The organism is Streptomyces sp. BK208 (assembly GCF_004364245.1).
Lineage (GTDB): Bacteria > Actinomycetota > Actinomycetes > Streptomycetales > Streptomycetaceae > Streptomyces.
The window spans coordinates 175,461-200,950 of the sequence record NZ_SOAV01000010.1; the positions used below are offsets into that span (position 1 = coordinate 175,461).

At 72.6% G+C, this 25,490-nt stretch carries 25 protein-coding genes; 11 read left to right on the plus strand and 14 right to left on the minus strand.

Features of this window, described 5'->3' with window-relative positions; translation table 11 throughout:
* Window positions 1–984, minus strand: coding sequence for a winged helix-turn-helix domain-containing protein (locus EV562_RS24540; protein ID WP_133889015.1), 984 nt, complete (start codon window positions 982–984; stop codon window positions 1–3).
* Between the two features lie 79 nt (window positions 985–1,063).
* Here EV562_RS24540 and EV562_RS24545 point away from each other — a divergent pair, with 79 nt between their 5' ends.
* On the plus strand, window positions 1,064–2,281 hold the full coding sequence (locus EV562_RS24545) for an MFS transporter (RefSeq protein WP_133889016.1): 1,218 nt from the start codon (window positions 1,064–1,066) through the stop codon (window positions 2,279–2,281).
* 95 nt (window positions 2,282–2,376) lie between these two features.
* Here EV562_RS24545 and EV562_RS24550 read toward each other — a convergent pair whose 3' ends face one another.
* Window positions 2,377–3,276: a virginiamycin B lyase gene (locus tag EV562_RS24550; protein ID WP_133889017.1), complete on the minus strand. Its 900-nt coding sequence runs from the start codon at window positions 3,274–3,276 to the stop codon at window positions 2,377–2,379.
* Window positions 3,277–3,505: 229 nt separating this feature from the next.
* On the opposite strand from EV562_RS24550, the gene EV562_RS24555 reads away from it, so the two are divergent.
* On the plus strand, window positions 3,506–5,080 hold the full coding sequence (locus tag EV562_RS24555; protein ID WP_133889130.1) for an MFS transporter: 1,575 nt from the start codon (window positions 3,506–3,508) through the stop codon (window positions 5,078–5,080).
* Here EV562_RS24555 and EV562_RS24560 read toward each other — a convergent pair.
* The 3 genes from EV562_RS24560 to EV562_RS24570 all read right to left on the minus strand — a co-directional run bounded on the left by EV562_RS24560 (window position 5,052) and on the right by EV562_RS24570 (window position 7,350).
* A complete protein-coding gene (locus EV562_RS24560; RefSeq protein ID WP_133889018.1) occupies window positions 5,052–6,203 on the minus strand; it encodes a DUF6596 domain-containing protein in 1,152 nt (383 codons plus the stop codon). The genes EV562_RS24555 and EV562_RS24560 overlap by 29 nt on opposite strands.
* Before the next feature lie 7 nt (window positions 6,204–6,210).
* Window positions 6,211–6,618 carry a YciI family protein gene (locus tag EV562_RS24565; RefSeq protein WP_133889131.1) on the minus strand — a complete coding sequence of 136 codons (408 nt, stop codon included), beginning with the start codon at window positions 6,616–6,618 and terminating at the stop codon, window positions 6,211–6,213.
* Between the two features lie 123 nt (window positions 6,619–6,741).
* Entirely contained in the window at window positions 6,742–7,350 is a 609-nt protein-coding gene (locus EV562_RS24570; RefSeq protein ID WP_133889019.1) for a TetR/AcrR family transcriptional regulator, read from the minus strand.
* 184 nt (window positions 7,351–7,534) lie between these two features.
* Here EV562_RS24570 and EV562_RS24575 point away from each other — a divergent pair, with 184 nt between their 5' ends.
* The 3 genes from EV562_RS24575 (at window position 7,535) to EV562_RS24585 (ending at window position 10,829) form a co-directional block, all read left to right on the plus strand.
* Entirely contained in the window at window positions 7,535–8,098 is a 564-nt protein-coding gene (locus tag EV562_RS24575) for a hypothetical protein (protein ID WP_133889020.1), read from the plus strand.
* A gap of 234 nt (window positions 8,099–8,332) precedes the next feature.
* Entirely contained in the window at window positions 8,333–9,127 is a 795-nt protein-coding gene (locus EV562_RS24580) for an MBL fold metallo-hydrolase (protein ID WP_133889132.1), read from the plus strand.
* A gap of 106 nt (window positions 9,128–9,233) precedes the next feature.
* Window positions 9,234–10,829, plus strand: coding sequence for an oxidoreductase (locus EV562_RS24585; protein WP_133889021.1), 1,596 nt, complete (start codon window positions 9,234–9,236; stop codon window positions 10,827–10,829).
* Here EV562_RS24585 and EV562_RS24590 read toward each other — a convergent pair.
* A complete protein-coding gene (locus EV562_RS24590; RefSeq protein WP_133889022.1) occupies window positions 10,816–11,256 on the minus strand; it encodes a hypothetical protein in 441 nt (146 codons plus the stop codon). The genes EV562_RS24585 and EV562_RS24590 overlap by 14 nt on opposite strands.
* A gap of 31 nt (window positions 11,257–11,287) precedes the next feature.
* Complete coding sequence (locus EV562_RS24595; RefSeq protein ID WP_133889023.1) at window positions 11,288–11,752, minus strand: SHOCT domain-containing protein; 465 nt, start codon at window positions 11,750–11,752, stop codon at window positions 11,288–11,290.
* Window positions 11,753–12,132: 380 nt separating this feature from the next.
* Here EV562_RS24595 and EV562_RS24600 point away from each other — a divergent pair, with 380 nt between their 5' ends.
* Window positions 12,133–12,762, plus strand: coding sequence for a potassium channel family protein (locus tag EV562_RS24600; RefSeq protein ID WP_133889024.1), 630 nt, complete (start codon window positions 12,133–12,135; stop codon window positions 12,760–12,762).
* Window positions 12,759–14,168, plus strand: coding sequence for a DUF2252 domain-containing protein (locus EV562_RS24605; RefSeq protein ID WP_133889025.1), 1,410 nt, complete (start codon window positions 12,759–12,761; stop codon window positions 14,166–14,168). Before EV562_RS24600 ends, EV562_RS24605 begins: the two co-directional genes overlap by 4 nt.
* A gap of 69 nt (window positions 14,169–14,237) precedes the next feature.
* Here the strand turns inward: EV562_RS24605 and EV562_RS24610 are convergent, their stop codons facing one another.
* The 7 genes from EV562_RS24610 to EV562_RS24645 all read right to left on the minus strand — a co-directional run bounded on the left by EV562_RS24610 (window position 14,238) and on the right by EV562_RS24645 (window position 21,280).
* Window positions 14,238–14,435: a hypothetical protein gene (locus EV562_RS24610; RefSeq protein ID WP_133889026.1), complete on the minus strand. Its 198-nt coding sequence runs from the start codon at window positions 14,433–14,435 to the stop codon at window positions 14,238–14,240.
* 141 nt (window positions 14,436–14,576) lie between these two features.
* Window positions 14,577–15,113 (minus strand): hypothetical protein, encoded by a 537-nt coding sequence (locus tag EV562_RS24615; RefSeq protein ID WP_133889027.1) that lies wholly within the window; start codon window positions 15,111–15,113, stop codon window positions 14,577–14,579.
* Between the two features lie 226 nt (window positions 15,114–15,339).
* Window positions 15,340–18,006, minus strand: a complete 2,667-nt coding sequence (locus tag EV562_RS24620) for a LuxR C-terminal-related transcriptional regulator (RefSeq protein ID WP_133889133.1) — start codon at window positions 18,004–18,006, stop codon at window positions 15,340–15,342.
* A gap of 423 nt (window positions 18,007–18,429) precedes the next feature.
* Window positions 18,430–18,630, minus strand: a complete 201-nt coding sequence (locus tag EV562_RS24625; protein ID WP_133889028.1) for an SCO3870 family protein — start codon at window positions 18,628–18,630, stop codon at window positions 18,430–18,432.
* 86 nt (window positions 18,631–18,716) lie between these two features.
* Window positions 18,717–19,547, minus strand: a complete 831-nt coding sequence (locus EV562_RS24630) for an alpha/beta hydrolase (RefSeq protein WP_133889029.1) — start codon at window positions 19,545–19,547, stop codon at window positions 18,717–18,719.
* A 358-nt stretch (window positions 19,548–19,905) separates the two neighbouring features.
* On the minus strand, window positions 19,906–20,622 hold the full coding sequence (locus tag EV562_RS24635) for a transporter substrate-binding domain-containing protein (protein ID WP_243860146.1): 717 nt from the start codon (window positions 20,620–20,622) through the stop codon (window positions 19,906–19,908).
* Between the two features lie 199 nt (window positions 20,623–20,821).
* On the minus strand, window positions 20,822–21,280 hold the full coding sequence (locus EV562_RS24645) for an Imm10 family immunity protein (protein WP_133889031.1): 459 nt from the start codon (window positions 21,278–21,280) through the stop codon (window positions 20,822–20,824).
* 599 nt (window positions 21,281–21,879) lie between these two features.
* Between EV562_RS24645 and EV562_RS24650 the strand changes: the two genes are divergently transcribed.
* The 4 genes from EV562_RS24650 (at window position 21,880) to EV562_RS24665 (ending at window position 25,482) form a co-directional block, all read left to right on the plus strand.
* Window positions 21,880–22,977, plus strand: coding sequence for a hypothetical protein (locus EV562_RS24650; RefSeq protein ID WP_208298412.1), 1,098 nt, complete (start codon window positions 21,880–21,882; stop codon window positions 22,975–22,977).
* Between the two features lie 113 nt (window positions 22,978–23,090).
* Window positions 23,091–23,924: an aldo/keto reductase gene (locus tag EV562_RS24655; protein WP_133889032.1), complete on the plus strand. Its 834-nt coding sequence runs from the start codon at window positions 23,091–23,093 to the stop codon at window positions 23,922–23,924.
* A gap of 241 nt (window positions 23,925–24,165) precedes the next feature.
* Window positions 24,166–24,474 carry an antibiotic biosynthesis monooxygenase gene (locus EV562_RS24660; protein WP_133889033.1) on the plus strand — a complete coding sequence of 103 codons (309 nt, stop codon included), beginning with the start codon at window positions 24,166–24,168 and terminating at the stop codon, window positions 24,472–24,474.
* A gap of 450 nt (window positions 24,475–24,924) precedes the next feature.
* Window positions 24,925–25,482, plus strand: coding sequence for a type 1 glutamine amidotransferase domain-containing protein (locus tag EV562_RS24665; RefSeq protein WP_133889034.1), 558 nt, complete (start codon window positions 24,925–24,927; stop codon window positions 25,480–25,482).
* Window positions 25,483–25,490: the final 8 nt, after the last annotated feature.

Sequence of the window (25,490 nt, forward strand, 5' to 3'; positions counted from 1 at the left end):
CTAGTCCGGTCCGGTGCCTCCCCGGCTCCCCGCCTCCGTCAGCACCTCCCCGGCCGGCGTCCGCGAGTACAGCACCGAGCGGCCCGCGCGGCGCCGCTCCACCAGGCCCGCGTCGAGGAGCACCCGCAGATGCCGGCCGACCGAGCCGAGGCCCTGCCCCGTCACGCCGACCAGCTGGCTGGTGCTCATGGGGGTGGCGAGCAGCGTCAGCACGGCCGCGCGGGCCGGTCCGAGCAGCGTGCCGAGGGCGGCGGGCACCCGCCGGGCCCCGTCGTCGGCGAGGGCGCCCGCGCACGGATAGACCACCGCGTACCGCTCGGGTTCCTCCCACGCGACCCAGCCCTGCCGCTGCGCGGTGACCGGGACGAGGACCAGCTCGGCACCGGCCAGCTCGCGCGGCGGGTACGGGTTGAGGTTGATCTGGAGCCGGTTGCCGCCCAGCCAGCGGGTGCCGGGCCGCAGCGCGTCGAGCACCGTCGCCCAGCCGCCCCGGCTCACCTGGGCGGTCCGCGCGACGACGTCCGCCTCCAGGACCCGGCGGCGCCGCTCCCAGTCCGGCCGTACCGCCCGCGCCCAGACCTCCTCCAGGAGCGCGGCGGCCCGCTCGGGCAGGTCGTCGCGGTCCAGGGCGGCCGGGAGCGGGCCCCCGCAGGAGACGGCGAGGTCGGCGCGGGCCCGGTCGGGCCGTGCCGACCGGATCCGCTCGACGCCCTCCTCGAAGGTGAGGCCCTCGGCCGGGGCGGGGGTGAGGAAGTCGGCGTTCCACCCCCGGCCGAGCCCCGCGCCGACCAGCAGCGCGGCCACCGGGTCGGCCGCCATGCGGCGCAGGTGGGCGGGCCGGTGGGTGTCGAGCCACGCCCTTTCGCCGGGGTGCCCGGCCGCCCCGGAGTGCAGCAGCTTCAGGCAGGCCAGCGTCTCGTCGAGCGGCGAGACGACGAAACGGCTGCGGGCGAGCGTGTCGGCGTTGACCTCCCACCAGCCCATGCGGCCCCCTTCGGACCTCACCTTTCGCGTCCGTGCGAAACACTAACGGCCGGTCTCCCGCCCGCCCCACACTCCGGACATGCCAGACACGAGCCGCAGAAGCTACGCGAGCCTCTTCCGCACCCGGGAGTTCACCCCGCTCTTCCTCTCCACCGCCGCCAACGTCGCCGCCCAGACGGTGAGCGGCCTCGCCCTCGGCACCCTGGTCTTCCGGGCGACGAACTCGCCGCTGCTGTCCGCGGTCAGCATGTTCGGCCCGGCGCTCGCCCAGGTGGTGGGCGCCACGTTCTTCCTGTCCGCCGCCGACCGGCTGCCGCCGCGGGCGACGCTGGTGGGACTCTCGCTGGGCTTCGCCCTCACCACCGCGGCTCTCGCGCTGCCCGGCCTGCCGGTGTGGGGGATGCTCGCCGTCGTCCTCGTGAAGGGCCTGATCGCCTCTGTCGGCGGCGGGGTCCGCTGGGGACTGCTGACCGAGATCCTGACCAGGGACGGCTACCTGACGGGGCGTTCCCTCTTCAACATGATGCACGGCCTGCTGCAGATCGCCGGTTACGCGGTCGGCGGGGTCCTCGTGGTCCTGCTGTCACCGCGCCTGTGCCTGCTGCTCGCCGCCGGTCTGTACGCCACGGCCGCCTGTGTCGCCCTCCGGCTGAGCCGCCGCCCGCCGCGCACCGCGGGCCGCCCCTCCGTACGGGCCACCTGGCGGGCCAACGCCGTGCTGTTCTCCTCCCGCCCGCGCCGCCACCTGTACCTGGCGCTGTGGCTCCCCAACGGCCTCGTCGTGGGCTGCGAGTCGCTGTACGTCTCCTACGATCCCCGCGCAGCGGGCACGCTGTTCGCCTGTGCCGCGCTCGGCATGCTCGCCGGGGACGTGACGGTCGGCCGGCTGCTCCCGGCCGGGACCCGTCCGCGTCTCGGCGTGCCGCTCCTGGTGCTGCTGGCCACGCCGTACCTGGTCCTCGTCCTGCGCCCGCCGCTGCCGCTGACGGCGGTACTGGTGGCCGTGGCCTCGGTGGGTTTCGGGGCGACCCTGGTGCAGCAGGAGCGCCTGATCGCCCTGACCCCGGACGAGCTGTCCGGGCACGCCCTGGGACTGCACTCCTCCGGGATGCTCACCCTGCAGGGCGTCGCGGCGACCCTGGCGGGCACGGTGGCCCAGTTCACCTCACCCGCGACGGCCATGACCGTGATGGCGCTCGCCTCGCTCACGGTCACGCTGACGCTGACCGCGGTGAGCCGGCGGGACGCGGCCGACGGCGGCCTGCTGCCGACGCGGGCGGCGGTGCGGTCCGCGTGACGTGACGCGGGGCGCCCGGCCGGGGGAGGGCGCGGCGCCCCGTACCGGACCGGACGCGCGGGTCGCCGGCCGCCCGGTACCGGGCCGGGGACCGGTCAGGACCGGACCTCGATCCTGGCCAGGGAGCCGGTCTCCAGCGCGCACCACAGGGCGCCGTCGTGCACGGCGATGCCGTGCGGTTCGCTGTCGGGGCGGGAGAGCGCGTACGCGGTCACGTCACCGTCGACGGTGATCCGGCCCACCCGGCCGCTGCCCCACTCGGTGAACCACAGCGCGCCGTCCGGCCCCGCCGTCACCGCATGCGGCCTGGCCGCCGGGTCGGACAGCGGGTACTCGGTGATGTCGCCGCCGACGGTGATCCGCCCGATACGCCCGGCCCCGATCTCGGTGAACCACAGGGCACCGTCCGGCCCGGCGGCGATACCGACCGGCGCGGCGCCCTCCGCCGGCAGCGGGTACGCGGTGCCGTGGCCGTCGGTGGTCAGCCGTCCGACGGCGTCGCCCTGGTTGAGCGTGCACCACAGGGCGCCGTCCGGCCCGGTCGTCAGGGCGGACGGGAAGGCGCCGGGCGCCGGGTACTCGGTGACCTCGCCGTCCATGGTGACGCGGCCGATGCGGTCGGCGGCGGAGAGCGTGAACCACACGGCACCGTCCGGTCCCGCGGTGATCCCGAACGGCCCGCCCCCGGGGGTGAGCGGAGCGAAGGACGCGTAGTCGCCCCCGGGCGTGATCCGGCCGATGCGGTGGGTCCGGTACTCGGTGAACCACAGGGCACCGTCCGGCCCCGGCACGATCACGGTCGGGCCCTCGCCGACCGGATGCACGGTCACCCGCCCGTCGTCCGGGTCCCGGCGGGCGACCGCACCCCGGTGGACGAGGGTGAACCACAGGGCGCCGTCGGGTCCCTCGGCGAGCGCGTACGGACCGGCGTCCGCGTCGCTCACCGTGAACTCCTCTACGGAGCCGGTGCCTTGCTTCTCGCTGAACGTGTTCACCGACGCCACGCTAGGGGGAGCCGATGCCGCCCGCCAACGCATTTGCCCGCGGCGTACGGGCGCCGTGCCCGGGGCGCCGTACGGGTCGCCGGTACGGCCCCGGCGTGCGGATGCGGGGGCGCCCGCGCGAGCGCAGACTGACCTGGTGAGCGGACCCCACACCAAGCGGGACGAGACCGCGCCCGGTGCCGGTCGCCGCGCCCCCTCCCAGTCCCTGGCCCTCGCCGCCATGATGTTCGCGGTGGCGATGACGTTCATCGACCAGACGATCGTCTCGATCGCCGCTCCCGACATCGTCTCCGAACTGGGCCTGTCGGCCTCGGGCATGCAGTGGGTGGTCAACGCCTACCTGCTGTCCCTGGCCGCCTTCTTCGCCCTGGGCGGCCGCCTCGCGGACCTGTGGGGACCGCGCCGCGTGGTCGTCGTCGGCACCCTGGTCTTCGTCCTCTCCTCGGTCCTGTGCGGCTGCGTGCCCTCCGGCGACTACGCGCTGACCTGGCTCGTCGTCTTCCGCGCCGTCCAGGGCCTGGGCGCCGCACTGCTCTTCCCGGCCGCGCTCGCCGTGGTCGTCGCCGTGTTCCCCGTCGAGCGCCGGGGCCGCGCGCTCGCCCTCTTCTTCGGCCTCACCGGCGCCCTGACCGCCGTAGGGCCGCTGCTCGGCGGCTGGCTCACGTCCTGGACCTGGCGGGCGATCTTCTGGGTCAACGTCCCCGTGGCCGTCGCCGCGCTGGTCCTGACCGCGCTGGCCGGCATCCCCGACCGGCGGCGCGAGGAGTCACTGGACGTGAAGGGCGCCCTGCTGATCGTCGCCGGCATGGGCCTGAGCGTGCTCGGCTTCCAGCAGTCGGCGGCCTGGGGCTGGGACAACGCGGCGACCTGGGTCTGCATCGCAGGCGGCCTCGCCGTCCTCTACGCCTTCTGCCGTTACGAACTGCGCACCCGCCACCCCCTGGTCAACCTCGCCGTCTTCCGCGACCGCGCCTTCACCGTGGACGCGCTGGTCCTCTTCTTCGCCATGCTGGCGTTCGTCCCGGTGTTCTTCTTCGCCTCGGTCTACGCCCAGGTCTCGCTCAGCGCCTCACCCAACCAGGCCGCCCTGTACCTGCTGTACTTCTTCGCCGGGTTCGCCCTCGCCTCCCAGTGGGGCGGCCGCATCCTCGACAAGCGGGGCGCCCGCCCGGCGATGCGGATCGGCTGCGCCCTCGGCGCCGTCGGCTTCGCCCTGTGGGCCGGCAAGCTGACCGACCTGTCCATGCACGACCAGTGGCCCTACGCCGCCCTCGCCGGCGCGGGCATCGGCTTCGTCCTCGCCCCCGCGTCGACGGACGCCGTCAACCGCTCGATCGACTCCTCGTACGGCGAGGTCACCGGCATCACCCAGACCGTCCGCAACTACGCCGCCAGCGTCGGCCTGGCCGTCTTCGGCACCCTGCTGACGCACTCCATGACCGACCGGGTCGAGGAGACCCTGAGCACCCGCGGGGTACCGCCGGACGCCCGGCACTCCATGGCCCGGGACGTCACGGAGGCGATCACCGGCAACGCGGACGCCCGCACCCCGACGGGCGACGGCCCGGCCCAGAGCGCCATGCGGGACGCGATGTCCGCCGTCCGCCTCGACTTCGCCGAGGCCAATCAGTACGTCTTCTACGGCATGGCCGTCGCCCTCGCCGTCGGCTACTTCTGCGCGCTGCGGCACCCGGGCGGCCGGGCGGCGGGCGTGGACGCGGCGCCGGGCGCGCCGGCTCCCCGCTCCTCCGCTCCTCGCGGCCCGGTCAGCGGCCCCGCCGGTGACGGGAGTTGAGCCGGGCGGCCTGACGCGTCAGGTGGTCGCGCTCGGCGAGCCCGGACGCCTTGTGCGCCGCCTCGGCGTACAGCCGCGCCGCCGTGTCCAGGTCGCCGTCGCGCTCGTGCAGGTACGCCGCCACCGCCGTGTACCGGGGCAGCGAGCCGTCCAGTGCGGCGAGCGCCGCAAGGCCCGCGCGCGGCCCGTCGGCCTCCCCGACGGCGACCGCACGGTTGAGCCGTACCACCGGGTTGTCGGTCAGCCGCGCCAGTTCGTCGTACCACTCCACGATCTGCACCCAGTCGGTCTCCCCGGCGGTGGGCGCGTCCGCGTGCAGCGCGGCGATCGCGGCCTGGGCCTGGAACTCGCCCAGCCGGTCCCGGGCGAGCGCCGTCTGGAGGATCCGCACCCCCTCGGCGATCGACGCGGTGTCCCACCGCCCGCGGTCCTGCTCGGCGAGCGGCACCAGGGAGCCGTCGGGCGCGGTCCGCGCGGCGCGCCGCGCGTGGTGGAGCAGCATCAGCGCCAGCAGCCCCGCCACCTCCGGATGGTCGACCGAGGCGGCGAGCTGCCGGGTGAGCCGGATGGCTTCGGCGGCGAGGTCGACGTCGCCGGAGTACCCCTCGTTGAAGACCAGGTAGAGCACGCGCAGGACGGTGGCGACGTCACCGGGCCGGTCGAACCGGACGCCGGAGACGGTGCGCTTGGCCCGGCTGATCCGCTGCGCCATGGTCGCCTCGGGCACCAGGTACGCCTGCGCGATCTGCCGGGTGGTCAGCCCGCCGACGGCGCGCAGGGTGAGCGCCACGGCCGAGGACGGCGTCAGCGAGGGATGCGCGCACAGGAAGTACAGCTGGAGGGTGTCGTCCACGTCCGGCGCGGGTCCGGGCGCCGGCTCCTCCTCGACGCGGTCCTCGCGCCGCCGGCGGGCGGTGTCGGCGCGGGTCGCGTCGAGGAACCGCCGCCAGGCCACGGTGACCAGCCACCCCTTCGGGTCCCGCGGCGGGTCGTCCGGCCACCCGCGGACCGCCTCGACCAGCGCGTCCTGTACCGCGTCCTCGGCCGCCGCGAAGTCGGCTCCGCGGCGGACGAGGACGGTCAGCACGCCGGGCGTGAGGCTCCTGATCAGGGCCTCGTCCATGGTCGGGTCACTCCGTGACGGTCGGCGGCTCGGCCATGAACGGACGCAGCTCCAGCCACTCGTGGATCGGCCTGCCGCCCGCGCCCGGGGCGGCGGACAGCTCCCCGGCCAGCTCCACGGCGCGCTCGTAGCCGTCGACGTCGATCACCATCCAGCCGGCGATGAGGTCCTTGGTCTCGGCGAACGGCCCGTCGGTGACCGGCGGCTTCCCCTCACCGTCGTACCGGACCCACGTCCCCTCGGGTGCGAGCGCCTGCCCGTCGACGAACTCCCCGGTCTTCTCGAGCCGGTCCGCGAAGTCCCGCATGTACTGGATGTGGGCCGAGATCTCCTCCGGCGTCCACTGGTCCATCGGTGCGCCGTTGACCGCTTCCGGGGCGCCTCGGTAGTGCTTGAGCAGCAGGTACTTGGCCATGGTGGTCGTCTCCTCGGTGCTGGTGCGGCCCATTGTGGCCGCCTTCACCTCTGGGACGGAGCCGGACGCGCGTTCTCGACACGGAGGGAGCCGCCGGCCGGAAGTTTTTTCCGGGAGCCCCTCTCAGCCCTTCTCGGGCGCCCGCCCCGCGACGTCTCGCAGCACCCCTTCGACGCCGTGCAGGAAGGTCTCGGAGACCAGCTCGGGATCGAAGAGGCACCCGGCCGCCATCGCACCGTCCCGGAGCATCACGAAGTGCCGCCCGGCGGCCTCGGCGGGCGTACCGGCCTCGCCGGCCCGGGTCAGCAACTCCGTGACGGTGTCGAGGAACCACTGCCGGTGGCCCAGTACGGCCCGGTGGACGGGATGGTCCGGGTCCGGGTACTCGGCCACGGCGTTCAGGAAGGCGCAGCCGCGGAAACCGGGGGACCGGATCCCGTCGACGATGGACCGCGCCACGGCCCGGACCCGTCCCACGGCCGAGGCCGTACTGTCCGCGGCCGCCGCCACCTGCCCCCGGATGCCCCGGTCGGCCTGGTCGAGGTAGGCGAGGATGAGGTCCTCCTTGCCCGCGAAGTGCCGGTACAGCGTGGCCCGGGTGACCTGCGCCTGTGCGGTGATCCGGTCGATGCCGACGGAGTGGATGCCCTCCGCGTAGAAGATCTCGGTGGCGGTGCCGAGCAGCCGGGCTCGCGCTTCGGAGGTGGTGCGGTTTTCCGCGCTCGGACTCATGCGGACAGCCTATCAAGGGGGTGAGGTAGAACGTTCGGTCTTGACAAGGGGGGCGGGTGGCTCTTGACTACGAGATGAGACCGAACGTTCTACCTCACCGGTTCGGCCCCCTCTTCCGAAAGGCCCTCCTGTGCCCTCCGTGCCTCCTGTGCCCTCCGTGTCCTCTGTACCTTCTGCGTCTTCGGTGGACGCCGCCGTCGCCGCAGCGTCCGCGGGCGTCCCCGTCACCCTCCGCAAGCTGTACTTCGTCCGCTTCGCGTTCGCCGCCGTATGGGCCGCCCTGCTCTTCGCCACCGCCGGCGCGCTGGGCCCGCTCAGCACGACGCTGCTGCTGGTCTACCCGCTGTTCGACGTCGCGGCCGCGGTGGTCGACGTACGGTCCGCGAAGGCGAACGGCGGACCGGCCGTCCCCTTGTACGCGAACATCGCGATCAGCTCCCTCACGGTCCTGGCCCTCGCCCTCGCCGCGACCTCGGGCATCCCCGCCGTCCTGCGCGTCTGGGGCGCCTGGGCCGTCACCGCGGGCATCGTCCAGCTCGTCACGGGTGCCGTCCGCCGCAGGCTGGGCGGTCAGTGGCCGATGATCGTCAGCGGCGCCGTCTCGACGCTGGCCGGGATCTCGTTCGTCACGCAGGCGGGCGCCGGCGACCCGTCGCTGGGGAGCCTCGCGGGGTACGCCTTCCTCGGCGGGGTCTTCTTCCTGGCGTCGGCGGTCCGCCTGGCCCGGGGGACACGCCGCCGGTCCTGACCGGGGTGTGACCCGGAGCCCGGCCGGTCCTGACCCGGGCGTGACCCGAGCCAGGCCGGTCCCGGCCGGGGGTGTGACCCCGGGCGACGCGAGCACTCGGGCAGTACCGGGGGAGCCGCGAGCGACGGAAGGGAGCCGACCGTGCCGCACCACTCGCCCACACCGCCGGAGCCGGGGAGGCGTGGTCCGAGGGCCGAGGGAAAGCCGCCCGAGGGCGTCGCGGACCTCCAGTTCATCGGCAACGCCACCCTGCTGATCCGCTACGGCGACCTCACCCTCCTCACGGACCCCAACTTCCTCCACCGCGGGCAGCGGGCCCACCTGGGCTACGGACTGGTCGCGCGCCGGGTCACCGAACCGGCCCTCGACGTGACGGAACTGCCGCACGAGGACCTGGACGCCGTCGTGCTCTCCCACCTGCACGGCGACCACTTCGACCGGGTGGCCCGCCGCGGCCTGGACCGGGGCCTGCCGTTCGTCACCACCCCGCACGGCTCCCGCCTGCTGAAGGGCCTGTACGGCTTCCGTCGCGCCACCGGACTGCACACCTGGCAGTCCCACACCGTGCGCCACGGCGACTCCACCGTCCGCGTCACCTCGCTCCCCGGCCGCCACGCCCCCGGCCCCGCCCGGTTCCTGCTGCCGCCCGTGATGGGCAGCCTGCTGGAGTTCGGCGACCGTACGGGCGAGACCCGGCTCGTCCTCTACCTCTCCGGCGACACCCTGATGTACGAGGGCCTGCGCGAGATCGCCGAGCGGTACCCGGACATCCACCTGGCGGTCCTGCACCTCGGCGGCACCACCCTGCCCGGCGGCCTCGTGGTCACCATGGACGCCGAGCAGGGCGCCGACCTGCTCGACCTGCTGCGCCCCCGCCGGGCCCTGCCCGTCCACTACGACGACTACACGGTCTTCCGCTCCCCGCTGGACGACTTCCTCGCCGAGGCCGCCCGCCGCGGCCACGCCGCCCGCCTGCTGCGGTGCGCACCGGGCGAACACGTGCGGGTGGGCGCGGAGGCGGGAGCCTGACGGACACGGCGCGCGCAGGCGGGAGCCTGACGGACGCGGCGCCCGCAGCAAGCAAGGAGACCCGGGGCTTGCCCGGCGCACGGACACCCGAGGAAGATCACCACCCGTGCGCCTCAACGAACTCAACGTCCACGAACGCCGGTTGTGGGACGCCTACCCGCAGGGCGGCCCCGTCGACACCCGGGACACCCGGGACACCCCGGCACCACAGGACCCGGTGGTCCGCGCCGACGTCATCACGGCGCTGCTCCTGGGCGCGCATACCGAGCACGCCCCCGGTGACCACCCCGCACTGCGGCTGACCGGCGCCCGCATCACCGGCCGCCTGGACCTCGCCTTCACCGACGTCGTGGCACCGGTCCGCCTGACCGACTGCCGCTTCGACGAGGCACCGCTGCTGCGGGGCGCCCGCACCCGCGAGCTGATACTGAGGGACTGCGCCCTGGCCGGCCTGGTGGCCGACACGGCGCAGATCGACGGCGGACTGGTCGTCTCCCGCTGCCGCGTGACGGGCCCCCTGGTCCTCACCCGAACCGTGATCCACGGAGACCTGAACCTGTCCGGCACCTCGGTCCGCCACCCCGACGGCGAGGCCATCACGGCCATCCACGCCCAGGTGGGAGGCAACGCACTGTGCACCGACCTGGCCGTCGAGGGGGCCTTCCGGCTGTCCGGAGCGTCCATCGACGGCGAGTTCGACCTGGAGGGCGCCTCGCTCCGGGCCCCCGGCCGCCACGCCCTGGACGCCTACCACGTCCGGGTCACCGAGGGCTTCACCTGCCACCCCCGCTTCAGCGCCGAGGGCCGGATCATCCTCTCCGGCGCCACCGTCGGGGCGGCCGTCGGATTCTGCGGGGCCCGACTGAGCAATCCCGGCGACATCGCCCTGGAGGCGGTGGACGTCACGATCGCCCGCAACTTCGACCTGGGCGTCAAACTCACCGTCGACGGAGGGGTGAAACTCGACGGCACGCGCGTCGGCACGGAACTCAGCTTCCGCGACGCCGAACTGACCCACCCGGACGGCACCGCCCTGTCCCTGCGGGCCACCCAGGCCCGGGACACGGACCTGCGCACCGGGCGCCCCGTCGACGGAGCGGTGGACGCCCGCAAGGCCCACCTCGGCACGCTCCACGACGCCCGGGACACCTGGCCCGCCGACCTCCGCCTGACCGACACGACGTACGACACGCTGGCCTCGCCCCTGCCGGCCACCGAGCGGGTCCGCTGGATCCGCCGCTCACCCGGCGGCTACCACCCCCAGCCCTACGAGCAACTGGCGGCGACCTACCGGAGGATGGGCCACGAGGACGAGGCCCGTACGGTCCTGCTGGCCAAGCAACGCGACCGCCGTGCCGGTCTCCCCGCGCCCACCCGCCTGTGGGGCCACGTCCAGGACGTCTCCGTCGGCTACGGCTACCGCCCCCTGCGCGCCGGCCTGTGGCTCCTGGCCCTGCTGGCCTGCGGCGCCCTCTACTTCGCCCTGCACACCCCCGCCCCCCTCGACCCCGGCAAGGCCCCGCCCTTCAACGCCGTCTTCTACACCCTCGACCTCCTCGTCCCCGTCGTCACCTTCGGCCAGGAACCCGCCTTCGCCCCCCGGGGCGCAGGCCAGTGGCTGTCCTACGCCCTGATCGCCTCCGGCTGGATCCTGGCCACCACGGTCACCGCGGGAGCCTCCCGGGCCCTCAGCCGCCAGTGACGCCGCCCGCCGGGCGACCGCCGCGCTGCACCACGCACAGGGCCCAGATGATGAAGCCCGAGATGGTGATCATGATGACGGACCACACCGGGTAGTACGGCAGCGAGAGGAAGTTGGCGATGATCACCAGCCCGGCGATGGCGACCCCGGTGACGCGTGCCCACATCGCCGTCCTGAGCAGCCCGGCGCTGACGACCATGGCGAGCACGCCCAGCGCGAGATGGATCCACCCCCACCCGGTGAGATCGAACTGGAAGACGTAGTTGGGGGTGGTGACGAAGACGTCGTCCTCGGCGATGGCCATGATGCCCCGGAAGAGGCTGAGCAGCCCGGCGAGGAAGAGCATCACCGCCGCGAAGGCGGTCAGCCCCGTCGCCCATTCCTGCCTCGCGGTGTGTGCCGGGTGGTGCATGTGTGTCGCGGTCATCTCGGACCTCGTTTCGTGGGATGCGGACGGTTCAGCGGGCGGAGGCGCCGGTGCCCGGCGCGCCCGACCGCTCTGCCGGGCCGTGACCGGACAGGACCAGTTCCTTCGCCCTGCGGAACTCCTCGTCCGTGATGGCACCCCGGTCCCGGATGTCGGAGAGCCGGGCCAGCTCGTCGACGCTGTTGGTCCCGCCGGCCGCGGTCTTCCAGATGTAGGCGTCGAACTCCTCCCGCTGAGCCCGGGCCCGGGTCGTCTCCCGGTGCCCCATGTTCCTGCCGCGGGCGACCACGTAGACGAACACGCCCAGGAAGGGCAGAAGGATGCAGAAAACGAGCCAGCCGGCCTTCGCCCCGCCGCTCAGTCCGTCGTCCCGGAAGATGTCGGTGACGACGCGGAAGAGCAGGACGAGCCACATGATCCACAGAAAGATCATCAGCATCGTCCAGAACGCCCCCAGCAGCGGGTAGTCGTACGCCAGGTAGGTCTGTGCGCTCATGTCCGTCCTCCGTTCCGGACGGCCCGGCGGCCGTCGTCCCGTACGGAATCCACGGTGGCCCGGCGGCCGTCGTCCCGTACCTGATCCACGGTGGTCACGTGCGCACCGTGGAGGCATCACCCGGCACGGGTGATTGAGCCGTCCCGGCGGTCGCGGCCGGGTGCCGGGCCGCCGGTGTCCGGTGGGAACGCGTCCCCGGCGCCGAGCGGGCCGCCGGTCCGCGGCGGCCGGCGTCTCACCGCGCCGAGAGGGCACCGGCCGGACCACGCCGACGAGGCCGGGGTCACCCCTCACGGGTGATCCCGGGCCGCCGTCGGGACGCTGAGGTGGGTTTCGGGAACGATCCGCCCACCGGCCCGGACGAGACGAAGTGGCGTGAGATGAACGAAGCGACCTCAGGAGACAGGAGCCGACCCCCTTCAGGACCGCCCGCACGCGGACGGCTCCGTTCCCGCCGGGGCGCCACGGCGGTCGCCGTCGCGCGTGCCGTGTTCGTCGCCGTAGGACTCGTCACCGCCTACTACCTGCTGCCCCTGGACGAGCGGCTCACGGCCGGCACGGCGGTGCTGCTGGTGTGCGGCCTGCTCGCGGTCCTTCTCGTGTTCTGCTGGGAGGTGCGCGCCATCGCGCGGTCCCCTCACCCACGGCTGAGAGCCGTCGAGGGCCTGGCCGCGACGCTGATGCTCTTCCTCGTCCTCTTCGCCGGCTCCTACTACCTGCTGGACCGCTCCGCGCCCGGCGCCTTCAGCGAGCCGCTGAACAGGACGGACGCGCTGTACTTCACCCTGACCACGTTCAGCACCGTCGGCTTCGGCGACATCACGGCCCGCTCCGAGACGGGGCGGGTGCTCACCATGGCGCAGATGGCGGGAGGGCTGCTGCTCGTCGGTGTCGCCGCCCGCGTGCTGGCGAGCGCGGTGCAGACCGGACTGGACCGACAGCGCCGGGAACGGACGGGCGCACCGGGCGCCGGTACCGGACCCGTACAGGAACCGGAGGCCGGACCATGACCGTACCCAGCGCCTTCACCGCCTCCCTGCCGCCCGCGGAGCGAGCCGCGTACGGCAGGAAGGCCCGCGAACGGGCACCCCGTTCGAGCCACGGCCGGTACGACACGGGGCAACGGCGCGCCGACCCGGTCGACCTCCTGGAGCGCCAGTCCGCCGAGCGCGTCCCGGCTCTGGTGCCGATCCGCTACGGCCGCATGCTGGAATCGCCCTTCCGCTTCTACCGCGGCGCGGCGGCGATCATGGCGGCGGACCTGGCCCGGCTGCCCGACAGCGGACTCCGGGCGCAGCTGTGCGGGGACGCCCACCCGCTGAACTTCAGGCTCCTCGCCTCACCGGAGCGGCGCCTGGTCTTCGACATCAACGACTTCGACGAGACCTCGCCCGGCCCCTTCGAGTGGGACGTCAAGCGGCTCGCGGCCGGCTTCGTCATCGCGGCCCGGGCGAACGGCTTCTCCCCCAAGGAGCAGAACCGCACCGTACGGGCCTGCGCACGGGCCTACCGGTCGCGCATGCGGGAGTTCGCCGGCCTGCCGACCCTGGACATCTGGTACGCCCAGGACGACGCCGAACACGTACGGCGGCTGCTGGCGACGGAGACCGAGGGGGAGGCGGAGCGCCGGCTCAGGGACGCGGCCGCGAAGGCCCGCACCCGCACGCACCTGAAGGCGTTCGCGAAACTCACCCGCGTCACGGCCGAGGGCCGGCGCATCACACCGGACCCGCCGCTGATCACCCCGCTCGGCGACCTGCTGGACGAACCGTCCGAGGCGGGCCGGGAGGAGGAACTGCGCTCCCTGGTGAGCGGCTACGCGCGGACCCTGTCACCCGAGCGACGGCACCTGCTGCGCCACTACCGGCTCGTGGACATGGCCCGGAAGGTGGTCGGCGTCGGCAGTGTCGGCACCCGCTGCTGGGTGCTGCTCCTGCTCGGCAGGGACGACGACGACCCCTTGCTGCTCCAGGCCAAGGAGGCCTCGGAATCGGTGCTGGCCCCCCACACGGGCGGTGAACGCCACGACAACCAGGGCCGCAGGGTCGTGACGGGCCAGCGTCTCATCCAGACGACCAGCGACATCTTCCTGGGCTGGACCCACGTCACCGGCCTCGACGGGAAGGGCCGGGACTTCTACGTGCGCCAGCTGTGGGACTGGAAGGGCATCGCCCGGCCGGAGACCATGGGGCCGAACCTGCTGTCCCTCTTCGGCCGGCTGTGCGGGGCCTGCCTGGCGAGGGCCCACGCCCGCTCGGGCGACCCCGTCGCGCTGGCCGCGTACCTGGGGAGCGGCGACCGCTTCGACCGGGCGCTCGCCGAGTTCGCCCAGTCGTACGCCGACCAGAACGAACGCGACTACGAGGCCCTGAGGGCGGCCTGCCGCTCCGGCCGGATCACGGCCGCCCGGTCCTGACGGCGCCCCGGAGCCGGCCGCCGTGCGACCGGGCGACGCCGTCCGCCGATGTCGTTCCGTCCGGCGGAGTCATTCCGGGAGCTGCCGCATCTCCATGACCCGCAGGCCCAGCGACTGGCAGCGGGTGAGCAGCCCGTAGAGCTGGGCGTCGTCGATCACGGTGCCGAACAGGACGGTCTGACCGGACATGACGACGTGCTCCAGCTCCGGGAACGCGTTGGCCAGCGTCTCCGACAGATGTCCCTCGACGCGGATCTCGTAGCGCACGAGCGGTCCTTCCCCTGGACGGGCTCGGGACACCGCCCGGGAGTCCGGGGCGGACGGTGCCCCCCCCGTGACGATCCTGCGCCCGGTCACCCTCCGGCGCCCTCACCCGCTACAGGTGACTCCCACGGCAGTGCCGGAGTCTCAGTGCGTCACCGCGATCTTGACGACGACGATCAGCAGACCGAGCAGTGCGTTGACCGAGGCGGTGGTGACCACGAGCGACCGTGAGGCCCCCGCGCGGTGTGCCGCGGCGACGGACCAGCCCACCTGCCCGGCGACGGCGACGGACAGCGCCAGCCACAGGGCGCCCTGGACGTTCAGGCCCAGCAGGGGACTCACGGCGACGGCCGCGGCCGGCGGTACCGCGGCCTTGACGATCGGCCACTCGTCGCGGCACACACGCCGGATCACCCCGCGGTCCGGAGGATGCCGGGCGAGGCGCGCCCCGAACAGCTCCGCGTGCACATGGGCGAGCCAGAACACCAGGCTGGTGAGCAACAGCAACAGGACCAGCTCGGCACGGGGGAAGGAGCCCAGGGAGCCGGCCCCGACGACGACGGAGGCCGCGAGCATGGAGCCGTAGACGCCACCCGTGTAGTCCGCGTGGGCCCGGTGGTCGGCGCGGCGCTCCCGCCGGTCCGCGGCCCGCACGGCCCTGCCCGTGTCCCTGGACACCACGTTCTCCTTCCGAGGCCGGATCCACGCCCGCCGGAACCGGGTCGTCCACGAAGCGGCGGCCCCGCCCCGCACCGCGTCGCCCCCGGCACCGCGCTCCGGCCCGCGTTCTCCCATCGCAGCCGAGTGCGGCGCCGCGCGCCTCACCCTCCGCGGGGGAGGCCGTGCCGCACTGCCCTGACGCACTCACCGTGGCCGAGGGGCCCTCACACGTCCAGGCGGCGCCTCTTCACAGCTGACCGAGCTCGCGCGCACGGCGCACCGCGTCGCCGCGCCGGTTCACCGCCAGCTTCCGGTACGCGCTCTTGAGGTGGGTCTTGACCGTGTTCACGGACACGTACAGATCGGCGGCGATCTCCTCGGTGGTCATCATGCGCGCCAGCCGCCGCAGGACGTCGCGCTCCCGTCCGCTCAGCTCCACCGGTACCAGGGGCGCCTGATCGGACACGGGCGGCGGCGGCTCGCCTCGCCCCCGCGGCCGGCCGGGCAGCAGCCAGCCGTCCGCGAGGTCGCGCAGCGAGGCCGTGGCCAGCAGCGGTTCGATCCAGTCCCCTGCCTGAAGGAAGGGGCGCCGCAGACGCTCACGCCGAGCGTCGAGAAGAGCGCGTGCGACGAATCCGCGCGCGCCGACCGTGTCCCCCGACTGCTGAGCCGCCCGGGCCCGGGCGAGCGCCGCCCCCACGCTCACCGCGGGGCCGGTGCGTCCCTGTGCCCGGACGGCACCGAGTACTTCGGCCGCCGCACCGGGCCGCCCCGCGGCGACCTGGATCGCCGCCGCCTCCACGGCGCACACGGGCTGATCGCCGCGTACGCCCCGGAGCAGCCGTACGGCTTCGTCCGGCCGCCCGTCGGCGAGGCAGGCGGCGGAGCGGACCACTGCCGCGTGGCTCTCCGCCCAGGGGGACGCCACGGCCGCGGACAGGACCGGCTCCACCGCCTCGGCGGCGGCGTGCGGTTCACCGGCGTCGAGGAGGAGGCGGGAGAGGGCAAGCGCTCGCCCCGCGGTCGGCACGGGGTCGTGCTCCCTGGCCGGCAGTCCGGCCGTCTCGTCGAGCAGGGCCCGCGCCCGGTCCAGCTCCTGGCGGTCCACCGCCACCGCGGCCAGGACCAGCCGGCCCAGACCCGCACCGGGCGGCCGCGGCAGGCCCGCCCGCTCCGCCTCGGACACGGAGGCCAGAGCCCTGCGCTCCGCCCGGCCGAGCCAGCCGCCCAGGTAGTCGATCAGCGCCAGGTGCCCCATCGACTCCGCGCGGGGCAGGACGGTCGCGGAGCCGCCCCGGGCGTCGGTCACCCGGCTCAGCACGGCACGCGCGTCGTCGAAGCGTCCTTCCCACAGGCGGGCGGACCCCACGTGCGTCAGCAGCAGGGCGGTCAGCTCCGGATGCTCGTCCAGCAGCCGGTCCGGCAGGTCCCGGCGGAGTTCCTCGGCCGCCACGGCGGCCCGCTCGGCCTTCGGAGGGCACCCGGTGAGCCGGGCGGCGAGCGCCTCCAGCAGCGCGCAGCTGAGCCGGGCCGCCGCCGGCCCCGGGGAGCCGGACTCCTCGGCGTCGGACAACTGGTCCCGGGCCCGCCGCAGCCGGTCCAGACCGCGATCGAGGTCGCGTCGGGTCAGCGCCCCGGCCGCCCGTACGAGGTCACTGGCCGGGCTTGCGGCTTCGGGCCCCATCCCGGCGAAGAGCTGGGCCAGGGCGTCCGAGCGCAGGCCCGTGAAGAGCTGGCCGATGGCGAGGTCGTCGACGAGCGCCCCGGCGGCCAGATCGAAGTCGCCGCCCGCGACACCATGGGTCAGCGTCTCCGCCAGCAAGCCGGAACGGCGGAGCCACCGGGCGGCCCGCAGGTGCAGCTCCGGTTCCGCCTCGGGCATGCGTGCGCGCAGGTGGGCCCGGAGTATCTCCCGGAAGAGCGGGTGCAGCCGGTACCAGGAGTGCCCCAGCCGCTCGATGAACGCGTTCTCCCGGTACAGCCCCGCCAGGATCCGTTCGGCATCGGTCCGCAGCGTCAGGGCGTCGGCCAGGGCCGGGCAGAAACGGTCCAGGACGCTGACCCGCAGCAGCAGGTCCTGCTCCTCCTCCGGCCTCCCCCTCAGGACCTCCGCCAGCAGGAAGTCCGCGACCGTACTGTGGTCCGCCTCGAACTCCTTCAGGTACTGCTCCGGGTCGCTGCTCTCCCGCGCCGCCAGGGCGGACAGCCGCAGCCCGGCGGCCCAGCCCCGGGTGCGCTCCACCAGGGCGGACGCGGCGGGCGGGGAGAGGCGCAGCCCGTGCAGTCGCAGCAGCGCCTCCGCTTCCTGCGGGGTGAAGGACAGCTCAGCGCCGCGAATCTCGGTCAGCTGGTCCGCGGTCCGGTACCGGTGCAGCGGGAGCAGCGGCTCGGTCCGGGTGACGAGGACCAGGCGCAGCCCCTGCCCCGCGTGGTGCAGGACGAACTCCACCTGCTCCGCCACCTCGGGCGCGGTCATCCGGTCGTACTCGTCCAGCACGAGCACCACGGGACGCTCACGGGCGTTCAGCTCGGCGGCGAGCGAGGACAGCAGCCCGCGCCCCACGCCGCCCGAGTCCGCGGGCCTCCCGGCGCCGCCGTCCGCCCGCGCGCCGCACCTGCGCAGCGACTCGAAGACGTAGGCCCAGAAGACCCCGGGCCGCAGATCCCCGGCTTCGACGGTCAGCCAGGCGACCGGCAGCCCGAGCCCCGACGCCCAGTCCGCCGTCAGGAGCGTCTTGCCGGCCCCGGCCGAACCGTTGACCAGCGTCAGCGGCGTACGCGACGCCTGATCCAGATGCGCGACGAGCCTCGGCCGCCGCAGGAAGGTGGCAGGCCGCGACGGCGGGGCGAACCGTGTACGCAGGTACGGGTCCCCCAGCGGGTCGGTGCCGGCGCCGACGGGCTCCGGGGACATCCCACCGGTCGTGACCACGCCCCTCACCCCCACGGCCCTGGGCCGCCGGTGCCGGACAGGACGGTGCTCGACAGGACGGTGCCGGAGCGGGCGATCCAGCGGTGCATCGCGACCCCCTTCCGACGGCGGCGACGTCGCCACCACGGTGGCCTGCCGCGGGGGGTCGCTCCGGCGCCCGGCGAGCGTCGTCCCGCGGCTGCTCCCAGTATCGCTGCGGGCAGCCGCCCGGGCACGCCGACGCAGAGCCCTCACTCGGCCGACGCACCCCGCCCGGCGCCGCTCACCGCGACGTCGCAGCCGACCACCGCCCGGGCGTGGGGCCCCGGTCCCCTCCCGTACGACGCACGAAGACCCTCCCGCCGCTCGGACGGAAGGGCCTCCCTGGTGCTCCGCCGTGCCCACTCCGGCGGCACGGCCGGCAGCTCAGTTCGCGTTCGGCCGGCCGTCGCGAACCCACGTGACCATGGTCAGGATCGCCGTGACGAACATCAGGACACTGAAGGTGCCCACGGACTCGACGTACTGCTCGTAGCCGTCCGCGCGCAACTGAAGTGTCAGAGCGCCGAGCACGGTCCCCAACGTGGCAGTAGCGGCGGCCATGGCGACGAACGGGCCCTTGGTCATCGGTGTTTCCCCCAAGCCGAGAGACAACTGGTCGCCATCGAGGCTACCTCCGCCGTGATCGCGGGCGCCCGGCCGGACCACCGGGGTCAGGAACGGATGAACGCGAGGATGTCCGGGTTGAGGACCTCCGGGTGCGTCGACAGCATCCCGTGCGGATAGCCCTCGTAGGACTTGAGGGTCCCGTTCTTCAGAAGCCTGACCGTCAGAGGCGCCGAGTCGTCGTACGGGACGACCTGGTCGTCGGTTCCGTGCGCGACGAGGACGGGGACCTCGATCTGCCGCAGGTCCTCGGTGAAGTCGGTCTCGGAGAACGCCGCGATGCACTCGTAGTGCGCGTTCGCGGCGCCCATCATGCCCTGGCGCCACCAGTTGTCGATCAGGCCCTGCGACACCTCGGCTCCGGGACGGTTGAAGCCGTAGAACGGCCCCGAGGGAATGTCGATGAACGACTGAGCCCGATTCGCGGCGACGCCCTCACGGAAGCCGTCGAAGACCTCCCTCGGCAGGCCGCCCGGGTTGGACTCCGTCTTCAGCATCAGCGGAGGAACGGCACCCACCAGGACCGCCTTCGAGACACGTCCGGGCTTGGCGCGGGCCACGTAGCGGGTGACCTCGCCGCCGCCGGTGGAGTGGCCGATGTGCACGGCGCCCCGCAGGTCGAGCGCGTCGGTCAGGGCGGTCACGTCCGCGGCGTAGGTGTCCATGTCGTGGCCGGTCGCGGTCTGGGTGGAGCGTCCGTGGCCCCGGCGGTCATGGGCGATGACCCGGTAGCCCTGCGCCAGGAAGAACAACATCTGGTTGTCCCAGTCGTCGGCGCTCAGGGGCCACCCGTGGTGGAAGACGATCGGCTCCCCCTCCCGCGGACCCCAGTCCTTGTAGAAGATCGTGGTGCCGTCGTCGGTGGTGACTGTACCCATCGGTGACTCTCCGCTCGTCCGGGCGCACCCCAGCCACGGAGGAATCGGTGGGGGGTACGCGGGATCAGCACGCCAGCGGGCGCTCCAGATGCACGGCCCACGTTACGCCCCGCCCCCGCGGGCCACACCCGCAGATTGCCGCCGCCCGCCGAGCCCCGGACGGAAGCTGCGACCGTCGGCGGCGGAGGCTTCCAGAGCCGCGGTCACGGCCGCCGAGTCGCCTGCTCAACCCACGGCGACCGGTCCGACCGCCGGTCCTTGCACTTCTCCATGGAGGACGACGACCCTCGTTCCCCGCTCCGTACCGCTCCATCGGTCACGTAGGGGCCACGAGGCGCTGCCGACGTCCAGGCCCGCGTCACACCGCGATGGGGGCAGTCAGCGTCGGGTCCTGGCCGGAGCGGCGCAGTGCCTTGGCGACGAATCCGGACGTCACCAGCTCGGTCACGAGGTCACTGAGCCACTGTGTGGTCTCCGGACGCCGCTCCTTCGTGGTACCCATGGCCTGCCGGATCGTCATGAACGAGGGTTCCACCAGGCGCAGTTCGGCCCGCCGGGCAACATGCGCGGTCAGCGGTTGGCGGATGCCGGCCGCCACGTCCAGGTCCTCGGCGTGGAAGACGCCGATCCCCTCGTCGCCGCGCACCACGGTGGCGTGACGCAGGGTGCGGCTCAGGTAGAGGTCGTACGCGGACCCCTTCTTGACGCCGATGCGCACCCCTTCCCGGTCCACGTCGTCGGCAGAGACGAACGCCGAGTCCACCGGTGCCGCGTACACCCCTTCAATGTGCACGTACGGCGGGCTGAAGGCGACCTCCTTCTCGCGGTCCGGATCCACTGCCAGGAAACACAGGTCGGCGTGGCCCTCGGCCATCGCGGCGTACGACTTGCGGGCCGCGTCGAAGCAGATGAACTCCACCGGGAGCGCCAGACGCGCGGCCACCTCACGGGCAAGCTCGACAGTGACCCCGGACGGCTCGTCGGGAGTCCCCTGAGCAAGGACCGGATTGCCCAGGTTGATGGAGACCCGCAGCACCCCGCAGGGGGCCAGGTCGTGCGCAAGCTCTGCGGCCATTGGCGTCATGGCCCGAGCCTAGGCGGCTGTTGCTTGCTCATTCGAGGCCAAAGCCTCGGGACAGTAAGGGAGGTTGAGCCACTCCGGCTCGGTGGGTTTCACCTCAACGAGGTACCGGAACCGAAGGTGGGCAGGTACAGGCTCCACCTGTGCCTGCGTCCCGACACCTCGCGGGAAACGGAGGTCGGTGTCCCCGTGGTCACGTAGTGAATGCTCCCGCGTCACCGGCAGAGCCATTGCTGCGAGACAGCCTGATCAGGCTGGGGCGGGCAGCTGGGCGTCCGTACTCCAGGATGCGCGGTAGCACGTCACGCATGCGTGCCAGGTCCGCCGCCGGCGCACGAAGCACCGCCTCGACGACGGGATCGGTCAAACCGAGGGCGGTCAACGAGGCAGGGTCCAGGAGCACCCGCAGCACATCGCCGCTCAGCTCGACTTCGCGGACGCAGCCGTAGGCGGTGCCCTGGTCGGGTGTGACAAGGCAATGGGTGTCCATGCCCAGGGACACTTCCTGAGCGTCGGGCTCGTCGAAGTCGCACATGAACAACAGGGAGAACGCTTCCTCGTCGTCCGACTCGGCCAGACCCGCCATCATGCAGTCGTCTTCGTCCGGGTCGTCGAGCCCGCAAGCAACCCGTGCCGTGAATCTGTACGCCATGCATGAGTTCTAGCACTGGTGTCCGACAGCCGTGATCACGTGCGATGAGAGGCCGGTGGAGCGTGCCGCGGCCACAGCACGGGCTGGATCTCCCCAGATCCCGGACCTGGTCGTCAGCAGGGGCCCACCTCCGAAAATCCGGAGGTGGGCCCCTGCTGAACTGGTGCCCCCGGCAGGATTCGAACCTGCGACACCCGCTTTAGGAGGTCCTTATGACCTGGGCCTTGACCTGCGGGAATGCTGGCAACACGCGCCCTGGTCAGGGAATCATGACGCCATAGTTCTCACATCTTCGCGGGGCTTCCCGCGTTCATATGTGCTGAACATGTGCTGTTCGGGACACCGAGAGAGGTCCCGTCGTGTGGGCGGGAGACGTGCGGGGCGGGCAAGGTCGGTGCTCCGTAAAAACGATGGATCCGCTGGTCAGGGCATGGGTCGCCCCGACTGACGACAGGGATGCGGCTCGATGCCGGCCTCCGGGTTGGGCGCCGATCGTGGTCCGGCGTGGCAAACGGTGCAGGCCGGGGTGCGCCGACACGTCCGCGGAGGCAATCTTTGGTCACCTGCGATCGCGGGCGACCGACGAGAAGGGTCCAGTCATGCGGGTGGTTCTCCTGGCGGATCCCGATGCACCGACGGAGATCGCTCAGCGTGTGGCGCGGAGACTTCCTGATCGACTCGCCGGCAAGTCGGGCCGGGGGAGACGGTTCGACGTAGAGGTCGTCAGTGAGCCGTTCACTTCGGGGACGGAGGATCCGCCCACCTTGATGCGCCGGATCAGGGACCGCGGGCGTGAGGAGAACTGGGACATCGTCGTGGCCCTCACCGATCTCCCGCTGCACTCGCATGGGCGCAAACTCGTGGTCGATCTGAGTCATGAAGACGGTTTGGCGCTGCTGTCCCTTCCCTCGCTGGGGGGTCTGCGGCTGCAGACAAGGGTTCGACGGGCCGTGGAGGAAGCCGTACTCAGCTTGGCCGGCGCGCGTGCCAGGGAGGGTGAAGAGGCTGGATCGAGTCGGCTGTCGCTGGAGCCTTCCGTCGGCCGTCACGCGCCTGTCCAACCAGACCCGGTCGCAGAGGAGGAATCTGCCGATCTGAGGTACGTCACCAGTGGGCCGCGCGGATACCTCAGGGTCCTGGTCGGCATGGTTCGCGCCAACCGGCCCTGGCGGTTGGTGCCGGGTCTGTCGAAGGCCCTGGCAGCCGCACTCGCCACGGGAGCCATCGCCACGGTGAACTCCACCGTCTGGAGCCTCGCCGCGTCTCTGAGCACGCCACGTCTCGTGATCGCCACGGTCGGGTCTGTCGCGCTCATGATCGGCTGGCTGATCGTGGATGCGAAACTGTGGCATCGAACGGCGGAGGAGTCACCGGAGGCGAGGAAGCAGGCAGCCCTCTACAACGTCTCGACCGTCTTGACTGTGGGCATCGGGGTAGTCGTCTGCTACGTGGGTCTGCTGGTCATCAACTTCGTGTGGGCGTTGTTCATCCTCAACGACAGGGTGTTCGCCTCCTTCACTCGAAACCCGCTGGACGCCACGGCGTACTGGACGCTGTCCTGGTTCGTCGCTTCGATCGCCACGGTGGGCGGCGCCCTTGGATCGGGCTTGGAGACTGACGAGGCGATCCGGGCAGCCGCCTACTCCAAGCGTGAGCAAGAGCGTCGCCGCATGCTGGAGGGCGACCAGGACCGTTAACAGCAGATGCGTCGACGCGCCGTCGACCGGGTCCGGAAAAATCGCGCTGATCGGGCAGTGCGTGTCTGTTGGTGGTTGGCGGCCTTGGCCGCCGTTACACCCAGGAGGAAGCCATGGTGGATCCGCGGGCGGTCGTCCTTCCTTGCGGGGTTGCGGTCACGGCGCTTGGTCAAGGCACCTGGGGGATGGGGGAGAATCCCGGGCGCCGCGCGGCCGAGGTGTCGGCCCTGCGCGCCGGGCTGGACCTGGGGATGACCCTCGTCGACACCGCGGAGATGTACGGGGACGGCGCGGCGGAGGAAGTGGTGGCCGAGGCGGTGGCCGGCCGGCGGGACGAGGTCTTCTTGGTCAGCAAGGTGCTCCCCTCCCACGCGGACGCCCGTGGAGTCGCCGAGGCGTGCCGGGGGAGCCTGCGCCGGCTGCGTACGGACCGGATCGATCTGTACCTGCTGCACTGGCGTGGTGCCGTGCCGCTGGAGGAGACGGTGGAGGCGTTCGAGTCCCTGATGCGGGAGGGTGCCATCCGCTCCTGGGGGGTGAGCAACCTGGACGTGGATGATCTCGCGGACCTGCCGCCCGGAGCCTCGCCGCAGACCGACCAGGTGCTGTACAACCTCAGCCGTCGGGGTCCTGAGTACAGCCTGCTGCCCAGGTGCCGTGAACTGTCAATCCCCGTCATGGCGTACTCGCCGGTCGAGCAGGGCCGACTGCTCGGCCACCCGGCGCTGCGGGACGTGGCAGCCGCCCACGGTGCGACGCCCGCGCAGATCGCCCTGGCCTGGGTCCTGCGGCACGAGGACGTCATCGCGATCCCGAAGGCGTCCTCCCGCGCGCACGTCGAGGAGAACAGAGCAGCTCTGGACGTGGACCTGACCGCCGAGGACCTCGCGATGCTGGACCGGGCGTTCCCGCCGCCGGAGAGTGAACGGCCGCTGGAGATGCTGTGACACCCCTGCAGCGTGCCTGACTGGGCTCCGCCCTGAGCCTGGTAGCCCGACTGCGTTTGCGCGTGATGCGGTCCCAGGTGACGGTGGATGGATCAAACGGTTCCACGGAGGCGATGGAGGCCTCCACCGCGCGTGTCTTCGACAGTCCGCTGAGGAGTCTTTACGACGGCCAATGTCTCGGTCGTAGCGGCGTTCCCGGTCACGGACCACGCGAACCGAGTAGAGGCAGAGGAGACCCAAGATGGCAACGCAGGTCAGCAAAGCGCTTCTGGTACGCCTCGAGGCACTGCCCGGCAGGGAGGACGACGTCCGCGACTTCTTGAACCAAGGGCTGTCGATCGTCGAGGGGGAGCCCAAGACCGTCAGGTGGTTCGGGATTCAGTTCGGACCCTCGTCGTTCGGAATCTTCGATGCCTTTCCCGACGACGACGGGCGCCAGGCGCATCTGTCGGGTGCGGTCGCGAAAGCGCTCGGTGAGAACACGGGCAAGCTCTTCGAGGAGCCCACGATCGAGCAGCTCGACGTCGTCGTGGAGAAGCAGCCCGCGTAGAGCAGGTCCTGCCCGCGGGGCGGCGGGGATCAGCCAGTGGCCGTAAGCCAGCCCTGAACACGGCGGCGGTGCGCGGACCCAACTGGTAGGCACGCACGGCGGCCGTGTACCCGCCGGACTCGAACCCGGCATGCCTCAGCGCATGCCGGGTTTTCTGCGCAAAACCGGCCATGCGCAACGATTCATCCCCTTTGATATGTCTTGCGAGGATGGGACAGTGGAAGTGGTGAGGCCTTTTTTCGTGCGGCACTTCGTCCACGGTGATGTGCACACCAGACCGTGGGGACGGGCCAGGCCGACGTCAAGGCGTACAACCGGCAGTCGTCCCAGCAACCTTCGGCCACCGAGAGGACGGCTGGTCCAGGTCCTCTTCCACCTCGACGGCAGCTGAGCGGCGGCAGCACGGGCCCGAACCGGCCGCCCGCCGACCACCGGAAGGAATGACGCACCATGACCAACGAACTGCACGGCAGGAAGGTCGCAATCCTGGCCACGGACGGCGTTGAGCGCGTCGAGCTCGAAGAGCCTCTCGGCGCACTGCTGGGCGCTGGAGCGCAGGCTGAACTCCTGTCCCTCCACACCGGCGAGATCAACGCACGCCAGCTGGACATCGACCCGGCCGGAACCTTTTCCGTGGACAAGAAGGTCGCCGACGCCCGTGTGGGGGACTACGACGCGCTCCTGCTGCCCGGCGGCACCATGAACCCCGACCAGCTGCGCACCGACCCCGACGCCGTCGCCTTCGTAGGGGAGTTCGTGGAGACCGGGAAGCCCGTTGCCACCATCTGCCACGGACCCTGGACCCTGGCGGAGGCTGACGTGCTGCACGGTCGCCGCCTCACCTCTTGGCCCAGCATTCGGACTGACCTGCGCAACGCCGGCGCCGAGGTGGCCGACGAAGAGGTCGTGATCGACCGCCAGCTGATTTCGAGCCGCGGCCCGCAGGACCTCCCCGCCTTCTGCAAGGCGATCGTCGAACGCTTCGCCAGCGCACCCCAGCCCGCCTGATCGGAAGG

Coding starts and splice junctions, on each gene's coding strand:
- EV562_RS24540 (WP_133889015.1), bottom strand. CDS start 984: ATGGGCTGGTGGGAGGTCAACGCCGACACGCTCGCCCGCAGCCGTTTC.
- EV562_RS24545 (WP_133889016.1), top strand. CDS start 1,064: ATGCCAGACACGAGCCGCAGAAGCTACGCGAGCCTCTTCCGCACCCGG.
- EV562_RS24555 (WP_133889130.1), top strand. CDS start 3,506: ATGATGTTCGCGGTGGCGATGACGTTCATCGACCAGACGATCGTCTCG.
- EV562_RS24560 (WP_133889018.1), bottom strand. CDS start 6,203: ATGGACGAGGCCCTGATCAGGAGCCTCACGCCCGGCGTGCTGACCGTC.
- EV562_RS24565 (WP_133889131.1), bottom strand. CDS start 6,618: ATGGCCAAGTACCTGCTGCTCAAGCACTACCGAGGCGCCCCGGAAGCG.
- EV562_RS24570 (WP_133889019.1), bottom strand. CDS start 7,350: ATGAGTCCGAGCGCGGAAAACCGCACCACCTCCGAAGCGCGAGCCCGG.
- EV562_RS24590 (WP_133889022.1), bottom strand. CDS start 11,256: ATGACCGCGACACACATGCACCACCCGGCACACACCGCGAGGCAGGAA.
- EV562_RS24595 (WP_133889023.1), bottom strand. CDS start 11,752: ATGAGCGCACAGACCTACCTGGCGTACGACTACCCGCTGCTGGGGGCG.
- EV562_RS24600 (WP_133889024.1), top strand. CDS start 12,133: ATGAACGAAGCGACCTCAGGAGACAGGAGCCGACCCCCTTCAGGACCG.
- EV562_RS24605 (WP_133889025.1), top strand. CDS start 12,759: ATGACCGTACCCAGCGCCTTCACCGCCTCCCTGCCGCCCGCGGAGCGA.
- EV562_RS24620 (WP_133889133.1), bottom strand. CDS start 18,006: ATGTCCCCGGAGCCCGTCGGCGCCGGCACCGACCCGCTGGGGGACCCG.
- EV562_RS24625 (WP_133889028.1), bottom strand. CDS start 18,630: ATGACCAAGGGCCCGTTCGTCGCCATGGCCGCCGCTACTGCCACGTTG.
- EV562_RS24630 (WP_133889029.1), bottom strand. CDS start 19,547: ATGGGTACAGTCACCACCGACGACGGCACCACGATCTTCTACAAGGAC.
- EV562_RS24635 (WP_243860146.1), bottom strand. CDS start 20,622: ATGGCCGCAGAGCTTGCGCACGACCTGGCCCCCTGCGGGGTGCTGCGG.
- EV562_RS24645 (WP_133889031.1), bottom strand. CDS start 21,280: ATGGCGTACAGATTCACGGCACGGGTTGCTTGCGGGCTCGACGACCCG.
- EV562_RS24650 (WP_208298412.1), top strand. CDS start 21,880: ATGCGGGTGGTTCTCCTGGCGGATCCCGATGCACCGACGGAGATCGCT.
- EV562_RS24655 (WP_133889032.1), top strand. CDS start 23,091: ATGGTGGATCCGCGGGCGGTCGTCCTTCCTTGCGGGGTTGCGGTCACG.
- EV562_RS24660 (WP_133889033.1), top strand. CDS start 24,166: ATGGCAACGCAGGTCAGCAAAGCGCTTCTGGTACGCCTCGAGGCACTG.
- EV562_RS24665 (WP_133889034.1), top strand. CDS start 24,925: ATGACCAACGAACTGCACGGCAGGAAGGTCGCAATCCTGGCCACGGAC.